This is a genomic window from Paenibacillus sp. JT22N12 (assembly GCF_056269365.1).
In genome coordinates this window covers 46,916-70,511 of sequence record NZ_JBWDNU010000018.1, presented here as the reverse complement: position 1 = coordinate 70,511, position 23,596 = coordinate 46,916, and the positions used below count along the sequence as shown (strand labels likewise).

At 55.5% G+C, this 23,596-nt stretch carries 16 protein-coding genes; 3 read left to right on the top strand and 13 right to left on the bottom strand.

Translation table 11 applies throughout. The features are described from left to right. Window positions 1-108 precede the first annotated feature (108 nt). The 3 genes from AC0YOA_RS34650 to AC0YOA_RS34640 all read right to left on the bottom strand — a co-directional run bounded on the left by AC0YOA_RS34650 (window position 109) and on the right by AC0YOA_RS34640 (window position 4,217). The gene (locus tag AC0YOA_RS34650) at window positions 109-438 is read right to left on the bottom strand and encodes a DUF1904 family protein (RefSeq protein WP_475790456.1); all 330 of its coding nucleotides are present in this window, start codon (window positions 436-438) and stop codon (window positions 109-111) included. Window positions 439-620: 182 nt separating this feature from the next. Further along, on the bottom strand, window positions 621-1,418 hold the full coding sequence (locus AC0YOA_RS34645; RefSeq protein ID WP_475790455.1) for a hypothetical protein: 798 nt from the start codon (window positions 1,416-1,418) through the stop codon (window positions 621-623). A gap of 132 nt (window positions 1,419-1,550) precedes the next feature. Further along, the gene (locus tag AC0YOA_RS34640; protein WP_475790454.1) at window positions 1,551-4,217 is read right to left on the bottom strand and encodes a family 78 glycoside hydrolase catalytic domain; all 2,667 of its coding nucleotides are present in this window, start codon (window positions 4,215-4,217) and stop codon (window positions 1,551-1,553) included. Between the two features lie 134 nt (window positions 4,218-4,351). Here AC0YOA_RS34640 and AC0YOA_RS34635 point away from each other — a divergent pair, with 134 nt between their 5' ends. Both AC0YOA_RS34635 and AC0YOA_RS34630 read left to right on the top strand, forming a co-directional pair. Further along, window positions 4,352-5,209 carry a helix-turn-helix domain-containing protein gene (locus AC0YOA_RS34635; protein ID WP_475790453.1) on the top strand — a complete coding sequence of 286 codons (858 nt, stop codon included), beginning with the start codon at window positions 4,352-4,354 and terminating at the stop codon, window positions 5,207-5,209. Between the two features lie 72 nt (window positions 5,210-5,281). Beyond that, the gene (locus AC0YOA_RS34630; protein WP_475790452.1) at window positions 5,282-6,586 is read left to right on the top strand and encodes an SEC-C metal-binding domain-containing protein; all 1,305 of its coding nucleotides are present in this window, start codon (window positions 5,282-5,284) and stop codon (window positions 6,584-6,586) included. A gap of 56 nt (window positions 6,587-6,642) precedes the next feature. On the opposite strand, the gene AC0YOA_RS34625 is transcribed toward AC0YOA_RS34630, so the two are convergent. After that, window positions 6,643-7,926, bottom strand: a complete 1,284-nt coding sequence (locus AC0YOA_RS34625) for an MFS transporter (protein ID WP_475790451.1) — start codon at window positions 7,924-7,926, stop codon at window positions 6,643-6,645. Window positions 7,927-8,267: 341 nt separating this feature from the next. On the opposite strand from AC0YOA_RS34625, the gene AC0YOA_RS34620 reads away from it, so the two are divergent. Then, on the top strand, window positions 8,268-9,524 hold the full coding sequence (locus AC0YOA_RS34620; RefSeq protein ID WP_475790450.1) for an MFS transporter: 1,257 nt from the start codon (window positions 8,268-8,270) through the stop codon (window positions 9,522-9,524). Between the two features lie 12 nt (window positions 9,525-9,536). Here the strand turns inward: AC0YOA_RS34620 and AC0YOA_RS34615 are convergent, their stop codons facing one another. From AC0YOA_RS34615 to AC0YOA_RS34575, 9 genes are all read right to left on the bottom strand, one after another. Next, window positions 9,537-12,707 carry a glycoside hydrolase family 2 TIM barrel-domain containing protein gene (locus AC0YOA_RS34615; protein WP_475790449.1) on the bottom strand — a complete coding sequence of 1,057 codons (3,171 nt, stop codon included), beginning with the start codon at window positions 12,705-12,707 and terminating at the stop codon, window positions 9,537-9,539. A 170-nt stretch (window positions 12,708-12,877) separates the two neighbouring features. Next, a complete protein-coding gene (locus AC0YOA_RS34610; RefSeq protein WP_475790448.1) occupies window positions 12,878-14,641 on the bottom strand; it encodes a four-carbon acid sugar kinase family protein in 1,764 nt (587 codons plus the stop codon). Between the two features lie 45 nt (window positions 14,642-14,686). After that, window positions 14,687-15,973: a ribulose-bisphosphate carboxylase large subunit family protein gene (locus AC0YOA_RS34605; RefSeq protein ID WP_475790447.1), complete on the bottom strand. Its 1,287-nt coding sequence runs from the start codon at window positions 15,971-15,973 to the stop codon at window positions 14,687-14,689. Beyond that, window positions 15,966-16,646, bottom strand: coding sequence for an aspartate/glutamate racemase family protein (locus AC0YOA_RS34600; RefSeq protein ID WP_475790446.1), 681 nt, complete (start codon window positions 16,644-16,646; stop codon window positions 15,966-15,968). The genes AC0YOA_RS34605 and AC0YOA_RS34600 overlap by 8 nt, the downstream gene beginning before the upstream one ends. Window positions 16,647-16,975: 329 nt before the next feature. Beyond that, on the bottom strand, window positions 16,976-18,706 hold the full coding sequence (locus tag AC0YOA_RS34595) for a glycoside hydrolase family protein (RefSeq protein ID WP_475790445.1): 1,731 nt from the start codon (window positions 18,704-18,706) through the stop codon (window positions 16,976-16,978). 16 nt (window positions 18,707-18,722) lie between these two features. Continuing rightward, the gene (locus AC0YOA_RS34590; protein ID WP_475790444.1) at window positions 18,723-20,324 is read right to left on the bottom strand and encodes a response regulator transcription factor; all 1,602 of its coding nucleotides are present in this window, start codon (window positions 20,322-20,324) and stop codon (window positions 18,723-18,725) included. 21 nt (window positions 20,325-20,345) lie between these two features. Next, on the bottom strand, window positions 20,346-21,164 hold the full coding sequence (locus AC0YOA_RS34585) for a carbohydrate ABC transporter permease (RefSeq protein ID WP_210045215.1): 819 nt from the start codon (window positions 21,162-21,164) through the stop codon (window positions 20,346-20,348). After that, window positions 21,164-22,033, bottom strand: a complete 870-nt coding sequence (locus tag AC0YOA_RS34580; RefSeq protein ID WP_475790443.1) for a carbohydrate ABC transporter permease — start codon at window positions 22,031-22,033, stop codon at window positions 21,164-21,166. The genes AC0YOA_RS34585 and AC0YOA_RS34580 overlap by 1 nt, the downstream gene beginning before the upstream one ends. A gap of 125 nt (window positions 22,034-22,158) precedes the next feature. Beyond that, the gene (locus AC0YOA_RS34575; protein ID WP_379113622.1) at window positions 22,159-23,523 is read right to left on the bottom strand and encodes an ABC transporter substrate-binding protein; all 1,365 of its coding nucleotides are present in this window, start codon (window positions 23,521-23,523) and stop codon (window positions 22,159-22,161) included. Window positions 23,524-23,596: the final 73 nt, after the last annotated feature.

Below are 23,596 nucleotides of genomic sequence, written 5' to 3'. Positions count from 1 at the left end.
GATTCCGCTTTGCTGAGGTCGAAAAAAAGACCCGTAAGACGCGATGTATTCGCACCGTACGGCCCATTTTTCTTCAGGGCTCACCCTTTTCGTTCAAAAACAGGCAGGTTACACACAGGGCAGTCCATTGATATAGTACTCATTCTCCCGATATACCCGAAAGGCGATTTCCAGCTCCGGGATACCAAGAGATTGAACATGGCGGGTCACGGCCCTGGCCAGCTGATCCCTCACTTGCGTACCCCGATCGAACCAGGCCACCTCAATGAACGGGTAAGTGGGCACAACCTCCCCGCCCCACACCGAGGTGATCTGCAGACAATCAATCGTGAAATTATTGGTATCGCACTGGCAAATAACAGCCAGTTCCTCGACCAAACGCCCGCTGACAAGCGCCATGGACTGCGGCTCTATTCCTCTTACGGATAACTGGGGCAAAAGATTCTTTCCTTTCCTGGGCTTTTTCTCTAGTTTACTAGAAGCACGTCCAAATTAATACAGCGCCGTGAGCTCATCGTCCTGCTTTTTAGCAGGGGAAGAGCGCACGGCGCTGGGGCAGACAGGAAGGCTATAATGGATAAGCATCGCAATACCTGCCGGGTGTGAAGCTCACCCCGGGCTTATTTGGCTGCTGCCATTATCTTTTCTTTCATTTCATTACGCTCACCGCTTGTGAGACGCGGGCAGGTATAACACATTTGGCCATCTTCCTGACAGTAGTACATGCAGCACGAAGAACGCATCATTATCTGTTCTCCGGGCTTGTAAGGACTTTCGATATACCGGGGGATATGATAAAACGGATTGCGCCGGAGGTTGAATACCTCAGCGCCCAGCAGCTCGGTCTGAAGCTTGTAATCATGGTTGAAGCGGGCAAGCACCTCCGGGCGCGTCTCCATCTTCAGGATATATTCCTGCATATAGACATTGCGGGCTCCGAACTGATTCCAGATCAGCTCGGGCTTGCCCCCTGTGGCTGCGGCGATCGCCTTGATGAAGGGATTAACGGTTTGCTGATAATAGGCCGTTAATTCACGAATCAGGAAGTCCTCACGCTGCTGTCCCGGCTCCGGGACATCAATCCAGCGGGGTTCCTTGATCTTATAGGAGACGGAGGCATACTCCTGATTGGACATCTGGAAGGTCAGATTATCCAGCGACAAATCAAGCAGCCGATTATACTGGGCCAGGAACAGCTGAATTGTCGAGCAAAGGCCAAAGACACTCAATCCGATGAAAGACGCGGTCAGAGCAGGCTTGGTGGCACGAACAAGCCTGCCGCCAACCTCAATCATCTCTTGCATCCGTTCCGGTATGAGCAGCTCGGCGGCATCCATGGAAACTTCCGGATGGTCCGCACCCTCAGGTGAAATATGGAAATAAGCTTTCGCCAGTGAAAAGTCCATTGCATGCTCCAATGAGAAGAGCCTCCTCCTGCGTGTTAACAGCACCCTTGATACTGGATGAACTTAACAACCGATTGTGAGAATGATTATCATAATCATAAGGAAATCGGCTGCCAATGTCAATGGTTTCAGGATAAAAGTCGCCTATTCGATGATGAACTCATATTGGCCCGAGTCCACCTTCAACATCATCTGCTTACCGCGTTTGTCGCAGCTGAGGATGCCGGGAACCCCGGAAGCGAACCTGCCTTCCTCCCATACGATGCCTTCACTCTCCCGAATGCTGTCAAGACCGCCATCTGCTTCAGCATCCCATTCAATCTCGGCTGTCATGGCCGGCGGTATATCCGCAATAAGCCGGATTCCCTTATTCAGACGCTCCCACCGCACCCTGACTTTTCCCCGTATCGTAGGAACAGAGGCCTCAGCATAGGTTAACTCCGGCGCCAGATATGGCTTGATCCGAACACGCGCGAAACCTGGCTCCGCGGGCTGAATGCCTGCCACATACTCCTGCAGCAGACGCGCCGGATATCCGTTCCAGGCATGCGAATGGGATTCGATATCCTCCCAGCCCTCCCACATCGTCCTGGCTCCCTGGCTGATCATATAGCCCCAGCCCGGATATTCCGGGTTATCAATGATTCCGTATGCGGCTTCCTGCCGGCCGTTCTCGAACAGGGCCCGCAGCAGCGGCAGACCAAGCACCGTTCTGAATTCCCGCTTCTCTGCGGCAATGGCTTCAATCAGAGCAGCCTTGTCTTCCTCCGGGACAAGCTCCAGATATATCCCGAGACCGTTTACGCCTTGATGCGTACTCTGCGACCCCAACGCATCCCTGAACCGCCGCTTGCCGCGGTCATACAAGTACTCCAGGATATTGAGCTTCAGGCGCTCCGCCTGCCCGCTATAATAGATGCCGTCTTCTTCCCGGCCGATCAGGCAAGCAGTGTCCGCAAGTACCTTGAGGGCCGCGTACAGCTTCATATTCTGCACGGTCAGCACCTCCGATTCATGATCGACTGTGGGATAAGGCCAGTCGCTGATATGCCAGCCCTTGTCAACCGGAACCAGACCAAGCCCCCGGTCCAGAATGCCCAGGTAATAATCCGCCATCCGCTCAGCCGTTCCATAATACTTCGCCAGTACGCGTTCGTCCCCATAAATGAAATAGATCTTCCACAGCAGTGTGTTATAGTGCAGATCCCACTCCGGTATTTGCAGATTAAAATCCGGATGCCCGTTATTGGAAGGATACACGAACGGGAATGTGCCGTCGGCAAACTGTGAATCGGCAAAATCGCCTGCCACCTTCTCGAGAATGTGGCGGGCGTCGAAATTGAACAACAGCGCCTCGGCCTGAAGGTCCGAATCGGCAAGATATTGCGCCTGCTCCCGGTGCGGGCAATCCACGACCTGGCCCAGCACATTATTCTTCTGCGTGCGGATGCAGGCCTCGTACATGGCGTTCAACAGGGAGCTTGAGCTGTCAAAGCTCCCTTCATATTGAAGATCCGTATGGGCGGACACGGCCCAAAGATTCTCGCCTGCGGCAATCTCCCCGGGATATCCGCTCACCTCCAGGTACCGGAAAGCCTTGTAGGAGAAATCCGGCTGCCAGCTTTCCTCTTCGTCTCCGCGCATCGTATATTGATCGTAATAATAAGCTGATTTTTCATTGGACACATTGTGTTTGACATAGCCCTGTTCGTCCAGATCCTCCGAATACCGGATGCGAAGCGTAACACCAGCAATGCCTCTGAGCCGGATAAGAGGCCAGCCGGAGATAATGCGCCCGACATCGAATACTTGTGCCTTCTCTTGCTCGCGGATATGTGAGGGCTGGACCATTGCAGGAACCAGCAGCTCCTCGACCGCTCCTTCGGGGATTTCCTGCCATTGACGGACCCACCGCTGCACGGAAGCGGGAGCTGGCTTGGCTTTCAACCAAGCCTCACTGCCGCCCCCTCCCGCCGTGCTCCACCGTGGCGGCAGCTTGCGGGCATCCACATCCTCAATCGCGCTTATCCGGCGGTTCTGCTGATAATTCGTCCCCGCCCGGTGCGGCGGATCGGCCAGAACCAGCCAGGAAGCGTCAGTCTTGAAGGTTTGCGAGGTGCCGTCGATATAATCCACCTCCAGCTGCAGACAGAAGCCAGGCAGCCCATTGACGTAATTCTGGCCGTCTCCGCCGAGGTAATGAGCAATGGCTCCCAGGCAATTCCTTCCCTTGTGCAGCAAATGAGAGGCATCATAGGCCAATACATATTTGCGCTTGCCGGGATTGGTCGGAGCCGGAGATCCGCTGCCGCCGATTCGTTCTCCGTTCACAAACAGCTGGGCTGCGTTATGCGCGGTGGCGAATATTTTGGCGCAGGCCACCGCCTTGCGAAGATTGATCTCCTTGCGGAAGTAGACAAAATCATTGATCATCCGCTTGCCCGGACGCCAAATCCATTTGGCCTTCCACTGCTCCTGACGGAGCCCGGTATCGAAGAAGGCGATTTCAGATTGTGCCGAAATGCCTTGTCTGTCGGTTACCGCCACCCGCCACCAGTACCGTCTGCGTCCTTCGAGGGAAGGACCGCTGTAGTCCATCTGCAGCCTGTTGCTGTCCTGGATTTCCTCTTCCCATATATCTCCCGAACCGCTGAGCAGCCGTTCATAGCTTGCTGCCACATATAGTCGTACGGATTCCGATCCCGCACCTCTCGAATCGCTGCCCAGACGCCATGAGAACCGGATTGCACCATTATCGATCCCAAGCGGCTCCTTATGTCCATTCACTCTCAAATGATGTACAGTCAGCATAGATGGGTAATCCTCCTGACGGGTTCCTGTTTGGATTTTGCTTATCATTATATAGCAGCGGAGGAAGCGGACATACCGGCGATTATGCTACAATTAGGGGTAGATTCCATCCTGCTTAAGGAGATGCGTGCGGCATGACAGGCACACCGGCGATCCTGAACGGCTCCTTTTATTGGAGAGATCAGCTCCCTCTATTCATTGCCAGAGAAAGGGAATCCTTCACGCTGCCCCTGCACGTCCATGACTTTGTAGAGATTGCCTATATTGCCGAAGGCAGAGGGGTCCATTACATCGGGAACGAGCGGCTTGATGTTGAACGCGGCGATATTTTTGTGATTGCGATCGGCACTCCCCATGTATTCCGCCCTATTTCCAAGGAGCAGGATCAGCGGCTGATTGTCTATAACTGCCTGTTCGAGCGGTCCTTTATCCGCCGGTTTCTGGATTCCATTCCCTCCACCATCGGGCTTGAGCGGATGTTTCATCTCGATCCATACCGCTATTACTATTACAAAGACAATCAGGATGAGATTCTTTCCATGATGGAAAAGCTGTTTATGGAATACTCGCTGCGCCTCTGCGGCAGTGAAATGATTTTGAGCGCACAGGTGCTTGAGCTGCTGTCTGTGCTTTACCGCTGCGAGCAGCAGGGAAGACTCCCTTCGTCAACCGTGAGCAAGCTGGAGCCCGTTTTCAAGCATATCCATTCGCATTATCACGGGAATGTGAAGCTGGAGGAGCTTGCCGCCCTGATTCATGTGAGCGTCAGCCATCTTCAGCGGTTGTTCAAGCAGTCCGTCAGCCAGTCTTTTACGGAATATATGCAGTCGCTGCGGATCGCCAAAAGCTGTGAGCTGCTGAGAATCGCAGCGTCTGTCCGTGAAGTTTCCATACAGGTAGGTTATAATGATATTAAATTTTTTCAGACCCTGTTCAAGAAAAAAACAGGAATGACGCCACGTCAATACCGCAGCAAATACATTTCGAAGTAGCTGCATGCCGTCTTCCTGCTCATATAGCCGTATATCTGCCTGTTTAAATTTAATCGTTTGGAGTGAAGCATCTTGTCAAAACCGGGAAGAAATGATCCCTGCCACTGCGGAAGCGGACAAAAGTATAAACGCTGCTGCCTGGAGAAGGACCAGCTCGCGGATCGCGCGGGACTGGAGGCGGCCCTCCCGGAGCCGGATCTTGATTATCACCTGTCCGTAGCCGAAATCCATTCGCTCATAGATGAAGACATGGTATGGCATAATGCCTTGTACCCCATGCTGGCCCATCATCTGACGGACGGGATGGAGCCGTATTTTGAGGAGCAGCACATTATTGAAGCCGTCAGTCTATGGAACGAATTCTCCAATGTGCAGAAGCCCCTTTTCCGCAAATTCGGAGCCTACTGCGCTGCGCTGGAATACCTGGTCTGCGAGGCGCACGGGATTATAATCACCCAAGCAGAGCTCGCGAAAAAATATCAGGTATCGGTTGCAACAATCTCCAAGCGGTTCCAGGAGCTGAGCGAGTTTGCCGAGAACCATTATGGCGATATGTTGGATGAATACGAGAATGGGGACCATGAAGACCTTGATCATGAGGTATTCCAGCTTCCGCCGCTTTCGCAGAAATCCAGAGATGCATTGCCGCTGAAATCGATCAAGCTGGCGGACGAGCTTCTCCAAAGGGCCGAACTGCAGCCGAATCGCAGGCAGCGCCTGGATCTTATTCAGCATCTGCTGGAACTGAACCCGTATTGTGCCGACGCTTATTTGCTGTTGGCGGGGGCGACTTCCGATCCGGAGCAGGCTTATCTTTATTTGAGGCATGGCCTACAAGCAGCGGAGCTTGACCTGGGTGAAGGATTTATCGCGGAGAACCGGGGAAATTTCTGGCTTATTCACGAGACGCGCCCCTATATCCGGATCAAATTCGCCTATGCCGAGCTGTGCTGGGAGTTGGAGAATCAGACAGAAGCGGTCTATCATCTGGAAGATCTGCTTTCGCTGTCCCCGGACGATAATGTGGGAGCCAGATATCTGCTGCTAGCCGTTTATCTGGACACGAAGTGTCTGGATGATGCAGAGAGGCTGCTGGAGACCTATGAGGACGATGTCGATGCTTCTTTCGCCTATGACCGCGTCATTCTGGAGTTTCTGCGCCATGGCAAGTCAGCCAGGCTGAAGATGCTCTACCGGAATGCGCGGAAAGCAAACAGGCATGTGCCGGATTATTTGCTTGGCTTGATGCCTTTGCCGGAGACGATGCCCGATCTGTACAGTCCGGGAGATTCCTATGAAGCCGCACTATATGTAAACAGCCACTTTCAGCTGTGGATCAAGCTGCCGCGGCTGCTCGAGTGGATGGCTGGCCAATAGGACGGCCAGGAGGACGGCTCAAAGCGGAATCCTTTTCGCTTTGAGCCGGTCCTTTTTTACATTGACTTTCTTCGTGTGCGAACCTCCTTGATCTTGGGCTCGGACTCCTCGCGGATCAACCAGTACATGGCATACTGCAGGACGGCCATGCTGACGAGCACAATCGGCAGCCAGACGGAATCCAGATCCTTGGATAATACAATCAGCAGCGTAATCGAGACCACCCGTCCGGCGTTCAAAAAAGCCTCCCTCATCACCACGGATTCAACGCGCAGCTGACCCTTGAGCGGCAGCTTGCCGATCAGCCGGTAATAATAGGAGGTCAGCGAATTGCCCACCAGCGGATTGCAGATAGAGAACATGATCATGAACAGCATAACGGTCCAGAGATGCACCTCAAACAGCAGGAAGGAAGCGCCGATGAGCACGCCCGTCGAGGTCATGAGCACATATTTGCGGGCCTGCTCCTTCTTCGCCTTTTTCGAAATGATATAACCGGTAATGACCGTCAGCGATGAGAAAAACACCCCTAAATAGCCGACCCAATCTTCCCTGCCTACGGTTTGCAGCAGTAATATATTCGGCAAAAACAGCATGATCCCCTGGAATAGGCCCATGATGAAAAACGCGATCAGCCCCTGCAGCCACAGTCTTTCCTTGCGCATCAAGAGGCCCATCAGACGCAAATGATAAGCCTTGTGATGCGAGGGAGACGCCTTGATGCGGAAGCTGACAATGGCAGCCACAACGAACATGATGGAAGCGATGAGGAACGTCAGGATATAGCCTTGAAGCCCCTCGTTCATTTGTATAATAAAGCCTGCGAGCGCAGGTCCGATCAGTCCTGCGGTGCTGAACACGACCATGTTGATGGCCAGAAAGCGCAGTCGGTTGCTCTCGTTCGACACGTCATACATCAGTACCAGATACCCCGTCCAATAAAACCCTCCCGCAATACCGTTGAAGATCGCGAACAGGATGTAATATTCCGCGACTTTCTCCTGTGCGATAACCACAAGCAGATAGAATACGGCGATCGTCGCAATGCCGAGGCGGTAAGTGACCATTCTATCCTTGCGTTTGGCAATCCATCCGCCTGCTGCGAACGCAAGCGGCGTAAACAGGTAGACCACGATGTTGTATGTGCCGTTAACCGTCAGGTCCTGTGTCAGGCGCCATAGGTATAGATTCAGGAACAACCCCGACATCGAGGCCCCGAACTGGAAGCAGCCGTGTACGAACAGAGCGGTAATCGCTTCATTATTCAGCCTGTACTGGGGCTCGATACCTGTACCTCTTGAGAAATTCAATCTGAACCGCGTGCTCGGCTGCATCAGCATTCGCCCTCTCCAATGTAAACAATACCTAATATTGTATCACAGCGGAAAGCGCTTTTATTTCCTTTCTCCAATTGATTTTTGCCGGGAAAAAGGCTTACATCCCGATATGGACCGGAATATGCGGGAAAACAGGCTGTTTTTGCGGCGGCAGAGTTAAATACGTCTCCTATTTGTGATCCCATTCATCGCATTTTTATTTTCTCTCCTTGCCGCATCTTATTCATAGAGCTATATGGCCTTTCATGTTACAATAGCCGATAGATTCCATGTCACTGACCTAACTTGTTCGGATCGCCGCTTATACACCGGAATTATCAATCATGGATGATGGAGGCTGCTTCGTGAATTCAGAAGAATCCAGAACACAGCCAGCCAAGCGCTGGAACAGCCTGTTGCTGCTGCTCGTTGTCTTTGTCGGCTTCCTGGTCTTCGGTTTCTCGGAGAACAGCAAGGGACCCGCTCTCCCCGGAATGCAGGAGGATTTCGCTCTCGATGAATGGCAAATCGGGCTGCTGCTTTCCTTGAACTCGCTCGGCTATTTGCTGGCCTGCAGCTTTACGATTGTGCTGACGAATAAACTCGGACTGCGCTTTGCGATGCTTCTGGCCTTCGGTTCCATGGCCGTGTCCGGCGTCTTCATGTTTCTCTCCCACAGCTATGCGGCATTGTCCGCCTCTTATTTTCTGATGTATATCGGCAACGGCATACTGGAGATCGGCCTTGCTCTTTTAACAGCGCGCATATTCATTAAAAATACCGGCATGATGATGAATCTCTCGCATTTCTTCTACGGTCTCAGCTCCGTGGTGGCTCCACTATTCGCATCCATGCTGATGGGATTGCATCTGTTCGATATGACCTTGAGCTGGGGCGGCATGTATCTGGTCATGATGTCTTTGTCCATCATCCCGATGATACCCGCTTTGTTCGCGGCCTTTCCCAGGGACACCGTAGCGGTGGAGGATAGAGTCTCCTACGCCTCCTACATGAAAGATCCCGCAGCCTGGCTGATTGTCGGCATCCTCTCGTTCGGGGTCATCTCGGAGCTTGCCGTCGGCGGCTGGCTGGTTAATTTCCTGGAGAAAGCCTACGACTGGACCCCTACGGCCGCTGCCGGCATGCTGTCCGCCTTCTTTATCTGTTTTACGGCGGCGCGGCTTGTGCTTGGGCCTGTAACCGACAAGATCGGCTTCATACGATCGCTCATCATTTTCTCCGGCAGCTCCGGAATCTGCACCATTGCGGCCATTGCGGCCGGTGAGCCTGGCGCGTTCCTGTTCGCGCTGGCCGGCGCCGGCATCGCCCCGATCTATCCGACAGTTATGGCTTACCTGGCCCGGTACTACTCCCGCAGCAGCGATACGGCCATTACCTTCACCGTCACGATGATGGGCATCGCCAGCATCATTGGCAATCTCCTGATCGGTGGAATCACGGAATGGACCAAGGACCTGTTCACGCAGGAGGACGGCTCCGGCATGGGACTGCTGCGCGGCCTGCAGGCCGGATATCTGTTCATCGCCCTCTGCGCGCTGCTGTGTATGCTGATCAGCGTGCTTCTGTACCGGTATCTGCATAAACGCGGCGGCGCGATTTAAGCGGGAATTATTTCAGACTCCGCTTTGATTGGGCAAAGGCCTGATCTGTACCTCGAAGCTCTGCTTGCCCGGCTGTATCAGATAAGCGTCCAGTGTCGGCGCGTAACCGCAGCTGTGGTTGCCGATTCCGCTCTGCGCCATATCCAGCTTGACGACCGTCTCATCCAGCCTTGTCAGCAGATGAACATGCCGGGTCCGGGTCAGGTCTTCCGTGGAATAATGATGCGCGCTCATATCCAAATAGCCCGGACTGCTGAAGTGCAGGCCGCTTCCCCCGGCACTGGTCAATGCCGCCCAGCGCACCTCGGACTTGTTTCCGTTCTCCTGCGGTTTGATATGGGGGACGAACTGCTCCTCTACCGTGCCTGCAAATAGGCCAAGCTTGCCGCTCTCCTTGCGGTCGGAGTAGCATTCATGCGGTCCCCTGCCAAGCCATGATAACTGATCATACCCGCCGGGCATTCTCAGCTCCAGCCCGAACCTTGGAAGCGGCGGTAGCCCTTCCTTCTTCGGCTCAATTGCACCCTCCAGATGAACTTCCCCGCTGCTAAAGAGGGTATAAACAAGCATCGAGTGAAAAGCAGGCGGCTCTCCCCTTGCGCCAACCACGCCCTCAACTTGAATGCGGACCGTCCCGTCTTCCCGGATTTGCACCTCCGTGCCGCGCCCCCACGTAATGAGCCTGTCGTAGCCCGCCTTGACCCATTCTTTTGCCAAGTGCACATCATTATCGACCGGCGCACGCCAGAAATTAAACTTCGGACCAGCCAGCAGCAGCGCATGTCCGTCGTAATCCCATGACTGGATGGAACCATCCAGCTTGCTGAGGCTCCAAGTGAAATTCTCCCCTTCCACAGTCACAGACCCGGGAGTTTCGCTGACAGAGAGCAGCCTGTTTGCCGCAGGAGCAGCTGATAAGGCGGATTGCGGCTTTGCGGTGACCGCCTGCACAGGTGCGGAGCCGGATTGCGGCCTGCCGTCGGTTACCTTGACAGATGCAGCGGCTGTGAGCTTGGCCGCTTTTGGCCCGATGGGCAGGTCTGACCAGGCAATTTCATGTCCCGCCGGTGCCCAGGAAGTATCGCTGCGCAGGGTGAAACGGACATGGAGCCAATATTCAGAAGCGGGGTCGAAGTCGGTCCAAGCCAGGGGGAGAACAGCCTGCTCCTCCGCGCCCGCCGCCGTTTGCAGACGGGGAAGCTCGCCTTGTTCCAGGACAACGCCGCTGCGCAGCAGCATCCATTCGCCCTGCAAATGCTCCAGAGTAAGGAAATCGTACCGGTTGTGAATCAGGATGAGGCCCGCCGCCGCGTCCACTGCTTTGATTTTGACCGGCTCAATGACCTTCTTGTATTCCAGAATGGAAGCCTTCGGGCTCCGATCCGGAAACAGCAGCCCGTCCAGGCAGAAAGAGCCGCTGTGCGGCTCATCCCCGAAATCGCCGCCATAAGCGTACCACTCCTCTCCATTCTCGCCGCTCCGCAAGACCGCCATATCCGCCCACTCCCAGATCAGCCCTCCGATCAGCCGCGGATAGGTGTAGACCGCCTCCCAGTATTCCTTCAGATTGCCTGTTGAATTGCCCATTGCGTGACCGTATTCGCACATGAGAAAAGGACGGCTGTCGCTCTTGCGCCCTTCTTCAATCAATGTCCCTACCGCCGGATACATGGAGCTTACAATATCGACGACAGGAGCTTCATAAGCGCGTTCATAATGAATCAGCCGGGTGGGATCGTAGGCCCTGATCCATTCCGCCATCGCATCGTGATTCGGCCCGTAGCCGGACTCATTGCCGAGCGACCAGATGATGACGGACGGATGATTTTTGTCACGCTCGACCATCCTTTTGGCACGGCTAATGAAGGCTTCCTTCCATTCCGGCTGCTGCGCCAGGAAGCTTTCATTGCCGATAAAATGAAACCCGTGCGTCTCCAGATCCGTCTCATCGATGGCATAAAGGCCATATTGATCGCATAGATCCAGCCACCTTGTGTCGTTGGGATAGTGCGAGAGGCGGACGGCGTTCATATTATGCTGCTTCATCAACGTAATATCCTGAATCATCGATTCCATTGAGGTCACATAACCCCGGCGGGAATCAAACTCATTGCGGTTGACGCCTTTGATGATTACCGATTGTCCATTCACAAGCAGCCTGCCGTCCTTAATCCTGATATCGCGAAAACCGACCGCAATCCGCTTCACTTCCTGCAGCAGTCCGCCAGCATCGAATAAGGATAGCAGCAGGGTATACAGATACGGCGTTTCGGCCGTCCAAGTCCTGGGCGCAGAGACCGGTTCGCTGACCGGGATGATCAGCTCCTTCTCTCCGTCCGGGAACTGAACAGCCTCGCTGCGTGACACGACTGGATGATGTTCGGCGTCAAGCAGTGCCAGCTGCAGCGTCCAGCCGCTTGTGCTATATTCGCTGCCAGCCGCAAGTTCGGCCACATTCAGCCTTATGGTCAGCTCCGCCTCCTCCAGAGATTCATCCAGCCGGGTTTGGACGAAGGCGTCACGAACAGTCACACTAGGCAAAGCAAATAGGTACACGTCGCGAAATATCCCGCTCAGCCGCCATTTATCCTGTGATTCGAGATAGCTTCCATCGCACCATTGATAGACCTGCACGGCAAGAATATTGTCGCCGGGAACGAGAAAGCGCGTAATATCGAACTCGCTGTGAAAATGGCTTCCCTGGCTGTATCCCGCCGCCTCTCCATTGATCCACAAATGAAAGGCTGAATCCACGCCTTCGAACATAAGACGGATCTTCCTGTCCGCCCAACTGTCTTTCACCTGAAAAGCCGTGCGGTAGCAGCCAACCGGATTATTCGCCGGCACATGCGGGGGATCCACGGGAAACGGGTACGGGCAGCTGCTGTAATGCGGAATCCCCCAGCCATGCATTTGCCAGTTACCCGGTACCGGAATTTCGGACCAGCCGTTATCGGAATAAGTCCGGGCCATAAAATCCTCCGGCGCCATATCAGGAGACTCCGCATAATGAAACCGCCAGTTCCCGTTCAACAATTGAAAATAAGCGGAAGCCTCGCGTTTCCCCTGAAGCGCCGTATCAAGCGACTCGTAAGGAATCAAATCCGCATGCGGCTCCACCCTGCCGCGCTGCTGCACGGCCAGATTCGCCCAGTCCGGCAGCGGTTTCTTCGTCATATCCATCCTAAATCCGTCCTTTCATAGCAGAGATGTTCTTCACAACGGTGACAAGCAGACAATCGGCTACCGCCGTCCTCTGCCGGCGAAGCGAGCTTCTTCCGGACTATCAGATAAAGGGCCGATAGCCCCTCCTTGTGCGGGAGGCGTCTAGTCGGCCCTTCATTAAACCGTCATTAACGACCATGCAGAACCTGCTCGAAAAATCGCTCGCCGCCGACCTGACCGCCCTTCAGCACCAGCTCCAGCCCGTCATAGACCGGATCCGCCGAGTAAGCCCGGCACAGCGGCCCGCCCGGCGTCAGCGCGGCCATACATTCAAGAGCGGAGATGTTTAATTCGCGCATGACATAGCCCGAGGTGTCGCCCCCGGCGATCAACAGACGGGTCAATCCTGTTTCGGCGATCAGCCGCTTGGCCAGCACGCCCAGCTCCATTCCGAGCAGGCGGCTGCTCTCCTCGGAGCGAATCCCAAGCTCCGCCAGCGTCTCCCGCAGTTCGCCGATGCTGCCGTCGCTTGGGCCCATAGCGGAGTAAAGCACGACGCTGCCGCCGCCTGCAAGCAGGCTGCGGGCCTCCTCCATCAGTTGTTCCCGCGCCGCTTTAGCCCGTCCGGGATGGATCAGTTCATGCACGGGTACGCGGATTCCGGCAAAACCCGCCCCCAGCGCGTGCTTGATCTGCGTTTCCGTTACAGGCGAGCAGCTGCCCGATACAACGAGCAGCTTGTCGACCGGCTGCGCGCAGTCCTCTCTGGATGCCTGCTCCGGAAGCAGTCCCTCCGCCTTCCAGCATGCGCCAAGCGCGTATTCCACGCCGGAGGAACCGATCACAAAAAGACTTTCATCGGCCGGCAGCCTGCCTGCTTCTTCCCAGATCAGCCTGCCTGCTGTTTCCAGCCGCCGCTCATCCAGCACATCGAAGAGAAGAAGGGCTGGCTGCCCGTCTGCTAGCTTGCCTTCCATATTCTCGCGCACTTGCGGCAGCGGGCCTTCAAGCTCAGTTATGTCCATCAGCGCCATGGGAAGCTCCGTTTGCCGGCGCAAATGCAGGCGAAGATCGGCTTCGTCCATCGGTGTTACCGGATGCCGAGACATCGTGGGATGCCGGTCCAGCCGATGGACCGTCCCGCCCCCCGCCGCATAATGATGGCCGAACAAGGTATATCGCTTCAAATAAGGAACGCCCACAAGCAGCGGAATATAACGGCCGCCGAATACCCCGCGCCCGATTTCGGCCGCTTTGCCGATGCTCCCGGCATGCGGCGAGGAATCGAAGGTGGAGCAAACCTTGTAATGCACGACGGCTGCTCCCGCAGCTTTCAGCGTCTGGAAGATCGGGTTCAGTTCCCGCTCCATCTCATCCGGCGTGAGCGACCTTCCCACCCCCGCAACGCCAAAAGCATCCATCTTCGCAAAGCGCCCGTCTTCCAGCTGCCCAGACGTGGGCGGTTCCAGAAACAGCACAGCCTCGAGGCCCGCCCGGAACAGCGATTCCAGTACATCCGTCGATCCGGTAAAATCATCGCCGTAATAACAGAGAAGCCGGCGGCGCTGTTTCCCGCCGGCATCGATGGACATACCGGCTGTCCATGCCTCATGAGGTGTGACCGTTGTCTGCATCCGCGAGGATGCATCCGCAATCCGGGCGTCCCGGGATGCGTCCATCATCCGGGCATCCCGGAAATTGTCTGTCGTGCGCGTTTCCAGAAAGGTATCCGTCGTCTGCGATTCCCCGGACGCTTCCAACATCCGGACATCCCCGAACTTGTCTGCCGTCCGCGTTCCCAGAAAGGTATCCGTCGTCTGCGATTCCCCGGATATGCCTGTAGTCCTTCTCCCTTGTGTATCCCGTCGTAATTCCTGCGCCTCCAGCTGCCTGGTGCGCTCCTGACCACTACGTTGCTTCTGACGCCCATCATGGACCTTCTCTTCGTTCATACGCTCAAGGCCGCCTCCTTGCTGCCGCTGCACCATACGGCTGCTTCAGCTTCTTCCGTATTTCTCGATTGCCCGCTTAAGCGCCGGATGCTTCAGCGCATACTCATTCAATCCGATGCCCTGCACCGCCGCTTCCCAGCCAAGCTTCATGCTCTGGAATCCGGCTGCCGGACCATCGGGATGAGCCAGCATGCCTCCCCCGGCCAGATGCATAACATCAACGGACCGGATCGCTTCATAGGTTGCCGGAGCGCTGCCCGCCCACTGGGCAGAGGAGACGACAGGCATGGTTTCATAACCGCCCAGAAGAGGGGCCGCGCAGGCTTGAATCGAACGGACAACCGACTCATTGCTCTCATAGAATTTGCTGTTCAATCCGTTGACGTGAAGGTGATCGGCCCCGGCCAGCCGGCACAGCTTCTGGAATGCTATAAATTCCATCCCCAGAAGCGGCGAGCGGGTCATTAAGCCCCACTGATTGCGGTGGCCATGGATCGGCACTTCACTGTAGCTGCTTAGATGCGCCAGACCCGCAAGCCCGACACTCATGATGCTGACCATGACACAGCTGCCGCCTGCTTCCACCACGACCTCGTGGTGGCGGCGCATCTCCTCGATATCCCCGGTGATGTTAAAGGCATACATCAATTTGCGGCCCGTCTTGTCGGCAGCGCGCTCCACTGATTCCATGACTGCCTTCACCTTCACTGCAAGCGGAGCATAGGGCGGATTGGCATTCAGCTCATCGTCCTTGATAAAATCCATCCCTGCCAAGGCCATGTCGCCGACAAGCTGCTGCAGGTCCTCCATGGCAAGGCCAATGCTCGGCTTCACAATCGTGCCGAGGATCGGCCTGTCATAGACGCCGGCAAGCGTGCGGGTTCCGGCTATGCCGAATTTCGGCCCCGGATAGCGGTCCGCGAACGCCTGCGGCAGCTCCAGATCCATCAGCCTCAGGCCGGACAGCTCCTGCAGCTCATACAGATTGCCCGCAACCGCCGACATCAGGTTCGGGATTGAAGGCCCAAAGTTATGCAGCGGAAAGGATACGCTGATGAGGCCGCGATTATACCTGCCGTCATGTCCGGCAGGCAGCTTGGCCCCGGGCAGCGATGGCTGAGCGCTCTCGCCCTGCGGCTCTATACGCTCGATTCTTGCTCCATGCAGCTCCTTGAGCCGCGCGGTTTCTCCCGGCACTGCCGTGAAGGTGCCTGTCGACTGCTCGCCTGCGATCACTTCGGCTGCCCGTTCCAGCGAATAAGGCGTCTCGACCAGATAGACTGCCGTGACACGGTCGCTGTTTACATGATGTTCCTTCATATCCTCAGACATGGCGCTCTTCCTCGTCCAAGCGGTCAAGCACCTCTTTCACCTGCTGGACACCCAGGCGCGGGCTGGTCAGCACCGGTTTGCCCGTAGCATCCGCGAGCGCCTTCTCCATTCTGGCCATCGAGCCCTGCGCCAGCACCAGCACATCGGCTTCATTGCATACCCGAATGGCGGTCTCAAGCAAAATGCGGTCATGCTCCTCGGGCTGTCCGCCAACCAGAGCATCGAAGGCTCCCTCGGCGAGTCCGCTGATAAGCATGACGGACCGGCCTGCGAGCTCCGCCTGCTTGCCGATCAGGCGAAGCGTCGGGTCCAGGGTGGAAGGCAGCGTCGCCAGCACCGCAATCCGGTCATAACCTGCGGCGGCAGTTGCCGCCATCGACTCGTCGATTTTGACAATTGGCACTCCGATCAGCTTGCGGGCATCATCCGCGATTTCACCGACGGATGAGCAGGTGTTCAGAATCACGTCCGCGCCCAGTTCTTCCCCGTTATGATAATACTGTACCAGCCTCCGGGCGACGCCGGGCGGGACATGTCCCGCCTTCACCACATCGCCGATCAGACTGTCGTCGATAATGTTAACCAGCCGGCAATCCGGCAGCATTTCCTTGAAAACCGCCTTCAGCGGCTCGGCCAGACCCTGGCCTGTATAAATAGCTACAACCGTTCTCATCCCTGTCGTTCCCCTCTCCTGATGCAGCGGATTTCCTGCTGCCCGTGTCCGCGCATGAGGCGGACCTCCGGGCATAACCGGGTCCTGGCCTCGGCGGCTCATATTTGTTACTGTCCGGTCAGAAAGATACTAAATTCAGTCAGCATTATCTCAGACGAATCGCCCCAGCCTGTCGCTGCACCGGGCAATCCGTCCCCTTACACTTGGACCATTCCTGCCAGTCTCCATCGCACTGGGCTAACAGACGATTTCTCCAATACCGCAGCGTCCCGGTCGGGCCGCATCGCCGGCATCTCCGTCAAAGCGCCATTATCCTTTGACCAACACCCTTACCAGACAAACTCCCGCTCCAGACGGCGGTAATCGCCCTCCTTCAGCGGCGCCTCATCGTATACCTTGCGGCCGCTGTAGAACGGATGCTGGGTTCCCTTCGGCGAAATATTCACGACATCGTCGCCCCGCCAATGCGTCTCGAAGGTTTGGCCAATGGCATTCTCAATCGTTGTGCGCGAGGACAGCGGGAACGTAACCGTAATCGTCTCGCCGGCCTGCGCGGCCCCCAGCGTTAGAAAATGCTCATTGACCCACATGCTGGAATCGCTGCCGCGGCCGCTGACAGCCTCGCTGCCTTCACGCTCGCGCACGTAGCTCACCTTGGCATAACCTGCCCATTCCGGAATCCGTATCTGGAGCCTAGGAAGATCGCGGTGAATATGCAGCACAACCTTTCCCTCATGCGGCAAATAGCTGTCCACATCCAGCCATACCGAGCCGCGGTTCAAGAGAAAATTGACGCTGATAACACCGTTCTTCTCGGTAATCGTATTGCTCCAGCCCATAAACAAGCCGCGCGTACCGGAGCCGAGGCAGCAAATTTGCAAGTCATTCGTATGCCCCCGGCCATGGCTCACATCGCAGCAGAAATCATTTGGCGCCGAATAGCCGGCGAACGCGCCGCGCGTACGCTGGGCGATATTATGATGCGTAAGCCATCCCGGAACATCGCCGGATCGATCGTCGGTTTCCTTCACCCAATCCATCTCCAGCAGCTGCGACTCGGTCAGGTGGTTGCGGATAAAACGCTCAACCGTTCCCCAATATTTGGTGTAACCGCTCTTGGCGAGTGTGATGCCCGTTGCGATCAGATCGACCAGCGAGCAGGTCTCATGCTCATAGGCCTGCTCTTTCAGGTCCCCAGGGGTCCATCCAAAAGCCGTGCATTTGGTCAATGCCCATTCATAGCTTTTGTTGACCCAGCCGATCAGCGCGGCATCGCCGGTAAACACGCCAAATCGCGCGATGGCATCCAGCGTGCCAAGACGCGTATGAAAATGTCCGCTGCGATAGGCAAGCGCATCATTAAAGCTTCCGTCCTCGTTGAACACGCCGCTGCGCTGAACAATAAGAGCGGTAAAGTACTGGCACAGCTCAAAGGCATCCTGGTTGCCGGTCAGCTCATGATATTTTAGAAGAGGCATGACAAGCCTGCCGCAGAATGCCGCCGGATCGGGCGCAAGCCGCAGCAGCATGGCGTTTTTGGACGGCCAGCCATCCTCCTTGTACTCGGAGGCCGGATAGTACCACACATCCCGTTCCTTGATCGCGATGCGCTTCAGCGCCTCCACATGCTTATCCGCCACTTCCTTGACCTTGGGATCGCCTGTTTCCATGAACCAGGTGGTGAGGGATAAAATGACGGCGCGCTGATCGATCAGATTGGCATTGGGCTCCCAGTTTCGATTGGGATTCATCTGCCTGTAGCTGAGGCCGTCCTCATGGAAGAAAGAGAGAAAATTAGCGCGGTACTGCGCCTCCTGTTCTGCGCCGATCGTCTCGCCGGACATATGCCGGGCCAGAATAAATCCATCGATCATGCGGCCGTGGGAGGATCCATAATCCCAATCCCCGTGTGTCAGGTTGGCAGGATCGGTCATTAGATTGGCGGCAAAAAAAGGTATGCCGTTAAAGTCCTCGTCCGCCATCCCCATAATGGCATTCAGGGCATGGCCGGCGCGTTCCTCCAGCATCAGCGTATCCGGTATTTGGCGTGTTTTCATCATTGCTGCCTCCTTGTCGTTAATGGGAGCCCGAGTGGCGGTAATCGCCAATGGTTTTGCCCGTCTTCTTCTTGAAGATCTGGCTGAAATAACGGTAATCCTCGTAGCCGACCAGCTGTGCGATTTCATAGTTTTTGTAGCCGGGGATTTGCAGCAGCTCGATCGATTTGCGGATACGGGTATCCGTGAGATAGTCGACAAAATTGCTGCCTGTCGTTTTTTTGAACAGCCTACTCAAATAATCCGGGTTCAGGTAGCGGCTTTCGGCAATCTGCTGCAGTGAAAGCGTTTGGTCATAATGGGTCTGAATCAGCCTCTCCACCTCGCGGACAATCTTCTCCCCCTGGTTGTCGCCCTGCTGCTCATAATAATGCAGTACCGCCGGTATAATCTCCCGGGTGAACACGGCTTTCACCGATGCAGCGTCATTGCGGTTTAGGAACAATTCGGACAACGCAAGCGAATAGCTGCCGCACAGCTCAGCCAGGCTCTTCTCCGCCGTTTGCAGCTGCTTCTCAAGGGAATGAATCAGAATGGATGCTCCCCGCTGCAGCTGCCCGACCGTCATCTCCGGTCCAGACAAGGCGGCGAAAAGCTTCTCGAATTCCTGCCGGGCGGCTTCTCCGTTGCCGATCTGCAGCGCGAGGAGAAAGCTCTGCTCCAGGTGATGCGGGTAAACGAAGGCTCCGGCGGCTGCGGTCTCCCGCGTCGGAAGTACAACGCCGCAATCGCCAAGCCTTTTGTCCGCCAGCGCTTTTCGCGCCTGCAGGTAAGCCTGCCGAAGCTGCTGCGGACGGTCCGTCTTCCCGCTGACGCCGAAGCTTACGCTGATTCCGCAGGCTTGCTTCAGCCTGCTCTGCACATCCGCAAGCAGCACAGACAGCTCCGGCTGAGACAGCCGGCCGGCGGCTATTGTGGCCACGAGCTCCCCGCTTCCTCCCGCAGACCGGGTCAGGGCAAAGGCCCACTGGCCGCCGAAGAAGAAAGCGCGCGATTGAGCAAGCTTTTCCTCCATACAGGCAAGAAGACGATGCGGGTCAGTGTTATCATCCGCATAGCGGTCCGGCTTGCCCACCCAGACGGCAAATTCCCCTTCCCTCCAGCAGGCGGGAATCCCCTCATCCGTCTCTTCCTCTCTGGCTTGCTCCTGCGCGGCTGTCGCATCCTCATGGAACAGCGCATGCGACAGCCAGGTTTCAAGCTGCCCGTCTGTTGCCCTGCGCTGCATCTGCTCCTGCCGGTCAAGCTGCTCCAGCTGCGTCAGAGCCTTCTCCAGCACGCCTGCAAGCTCATCCTTTTTCACCGGCTTCAGCAAATAATCAAAGGCCTTGTGGCGGATCGCTTCTTTGGTATATTCAAAATCCGAATAGCCGCTGACCACAATCGTGAGCAGCCTGGGCAGGGCGCGGCTCAGCATGCCAAGCAGCTCTTTGCCGTCCAATCCCGGCATCCGCATATCCAGAAACAGGAGGTCAGGCGCAAGCTCAAGCGCCATCTGATAGGCATCCTCGCCGTCGCCCGCTTCTCCGGCCAGTTCAAGACCCAGCCGCTCCCAAGGAATGGACTGGATCAGGCCCCGGCGAATCCAACGTTCGTCATCCACAACCATTACACTGCGCATGTCCTGCTCCTCCCTTGACGGCTAGCCTTTCAATGACCCGGCTGTCAGTCCGTCGATAATAAAACGCTGCAGCAGCAAATAAATAATCAGCACCGGCGCAACAACGATGACCATAAAAGCAAACACAATGCCCCAGTTCGTGCTGTATAAGGAGACAAAGTTGTATATTTGCAGGACGATCGTCCACTTGGTGCTGTCCGTTACGAGATAGAACGGCCCGAAGAAATCATTCCACACCGAGACCATGACCACGATGGTGACCGTGACCAGAATCGTCACCAGCAGCGGCAGGATGATTTGGAAATAAAGCCGGAAAAATCCGCAGCCCTCCAGGAGCGCCGCCTCATCCAGCTCCCGGGGAATCGACTTCATGAAGCCGACCAAGAGAAACACAGAGAAGGGCAGCAGGACAGCCGTATAATACATAATGATGCTGAAATACGTGCCTTTGATATGCAGATCGCCCATCAGCTTGATGGTCGGGATGATCGATACCGGGACGATGAGGCCCATAATAAAAGCGTAATAGACGCCCTGCAGAAACCGGCTGTTGCGCCGCTGAATCACAAACGCCGCCATCGAAGCACACAGGTTCACGCAGACAATGACGAGACCGGAGATCAGCACGCTGTTCTTGAAGCCCCGCAGAATATTCGCCTGGTCATAGACATCCGCATAGTTCTTAAACACCCATTTGCCCGGCAGGTTGAAGCCAAACAGCGCGGACTCGCGGATATCCTTGACCGAATTAATCAGAATCATGATAAAGGGAAGCAAAATAACGAGCGCCAGCAGGATGGCCACAACCTCAAGCGCGATCAGCCTTCCGCTTCTTTGCATCACAGTTCAACCTCCCTTTTCTTCATCGCCATCAGCACGGGAACACCGATCGCGGTTACGAGGACGAACAGCAGAAGATTAGCCGCCGTTGCCGATCCCAATTCACCGAGACTGAACATTCTGCGGATATACGTGTTGAATACCTCCGTCGAGTAGCCCGGACCGCCGTCCGTGAGCACCATCACCATCTCGAACACCTTCATGGAACCGATCAGCGACAGCAGCACATTCACCGTAAACGCAGGCGCCAGCAGCGGAAATACAATATGCCGGAAGCGGCTCCAGTAGTTCGCCCCGTCAATCGAGGCCGATTCGGTCAGATCCTTCGGAATAAACTGCAAACCGGCCAGATATACCACCATCGAGAACCCGGCAACGCGCCACAGATCGGTGGCAACAACGGAGAACAAGGCATATTTGGGATCATTAAGCCAATCCTGCATGAGAAAATCCAGGCCAACCGCATCCAGTATCTGATTGATGATCCCATGCTCCGGGTGGTAAATCGCGCGGAAAATATATCCGATAATTAGCGGCGCAATCACATACGGCATGAAGAATACCATCCGCAGCAGATTGCGCAGAGCCAGCTTCTCGTTCATGACGAGTGCGAGCGCAATGCCCAGCACATTCTGCAGCACCGTCACCGCAGCCGCAAATATAAGCGTATTGAGCAGCGCCGTCTTCAGCCGGGGCTCATGAAACAGCGCCGCGTAGTTGTCAAAGCCGATGAACTTGATCGTATCCGCATTGATATTCCAATCGGTAAAGCTGTAATACACGCCTGACAGAGTAGGCAGGATAAAGAAAATCAGAAAGATGACAAGCGCCGGATATACAAAATAAAGCGGGTATTTGCGTCTCTCCATGCCACCCCCTCCTTTGCTTTCATTAGGCTGAGGCAGACTTGGGCTTTTTAGCTTGCACAGCTTCCGGCCCAAGCCGCCTCTGTTCCTTTTATGTTTGGGGACGTTAATTTGCTCTAGGGTGAAGCTTATTCGAAGCCTGCCAGACGTTTGGCTTTGCCATCCTTCTGATAATTGTCGGAGAACTCATTGATCGCTGCGTCCACATCGCCGCTCAGGAAGAAATTTTGCAGCGTTTTGGCGAAATCACCGAAGGAGGCGGTCAGACGGTTCTGTACATTCACCTTCGATTTTCCGTCATCGATGAACTTTTGCACCGTTTCCTGCACCGGGTACAAGACGCTTGTCGCATCCTTGAAGATCGGAATGCCCGGGTGGTTCGCATAGAACATATTGACGCTATCCTTCTCAATCATGAACTTCACCAGATCCACAGCCGCATCGTAATGCTTGGACTTCGTCGGAACCATCAGCTGGTTCGGAGGCGTAATCATGGCAGTGCCTTCATCCGTATCCGAAGGGAACGGGAAGAAGCCCAATTTGTCCGTAACGAACTCTTTGCCGAATTTCTTCTCCATTTGCGGCACGATGCCGTCAAGCATGAACGCCATCGCAACCTTGCCGTCGCCCATTTCATTCTGCAGCTCATCGTAAGTGCCGGCCATGACATTCTTCTGGAACAGATCCAGATCCTTCAATTCCTTCTGTTTCTCGAACAGCGTCTTCAGCTCGGGAATCTCATTGAGCTTAAGCGCATTGGCGTTCAGCTTGTTGACACCCTCGTCGCCAACGGCCGGATCCACATCCGACACCCAGCCTGTAAAATAAAAGACCTGCGACGGCCAGCCGTCTTTGACCCCTTCATAGAAAGGCGTAATGCCCGCCGCTTTGATTTTCTTGGCGATTTCAATCAGATCGGCGTAGTTCTTCGGCGGCGCAACGCCCACTTTGGCAAAAACATCTTTATTGTAAAATACACCCATCATGCCGGTATTGCCGAACGGCACGCCGTAAACCTTGCCATTCGTGTCCGTCTGGAACTCCTTGATCGACTCGATAACGTTGTCCCACACGCCCGCTTCGCCCGACCAGTCCTTCAAGGTCTCGTCAGCTCTGAGCTTGACATACTGCTTCGTTCCCGGCTGCATGAGAAACAGATCGGGGAAGTCGCCAGTGGAGAAGCGCGTCTTGATCAGGTTGTCATAATCGCCTCCGGGCAGGGCCTGCAGCTCCACCTTGTTGCCAGTCTTCTGCTCGTAAGCCTCGAAAATCTTCGTATACGGTACCGTATCCTCCGTGTTGGAGATTACAAAGGACAGCGTAACCGGATCCTTCGCCTTCTCTCCTTCATCCGCTCCTGCCGCATTGTTTGCCGGTGCATTGGAAGCGTTTGCCGAATTGCCATTGTTTTGCTGGTTGTTATTGCTGCTTCCGCAAGCGGCCAGCGACAAGACAACAAGGCAAATCGTCAATAATGCTGCTGCAGTCTTCATTTTTCTCAATTTGGACACCCTCTCGATAGTTGAGATCGCTTACATCCTCATTATAAGGAAGCGCTTTCCCCCG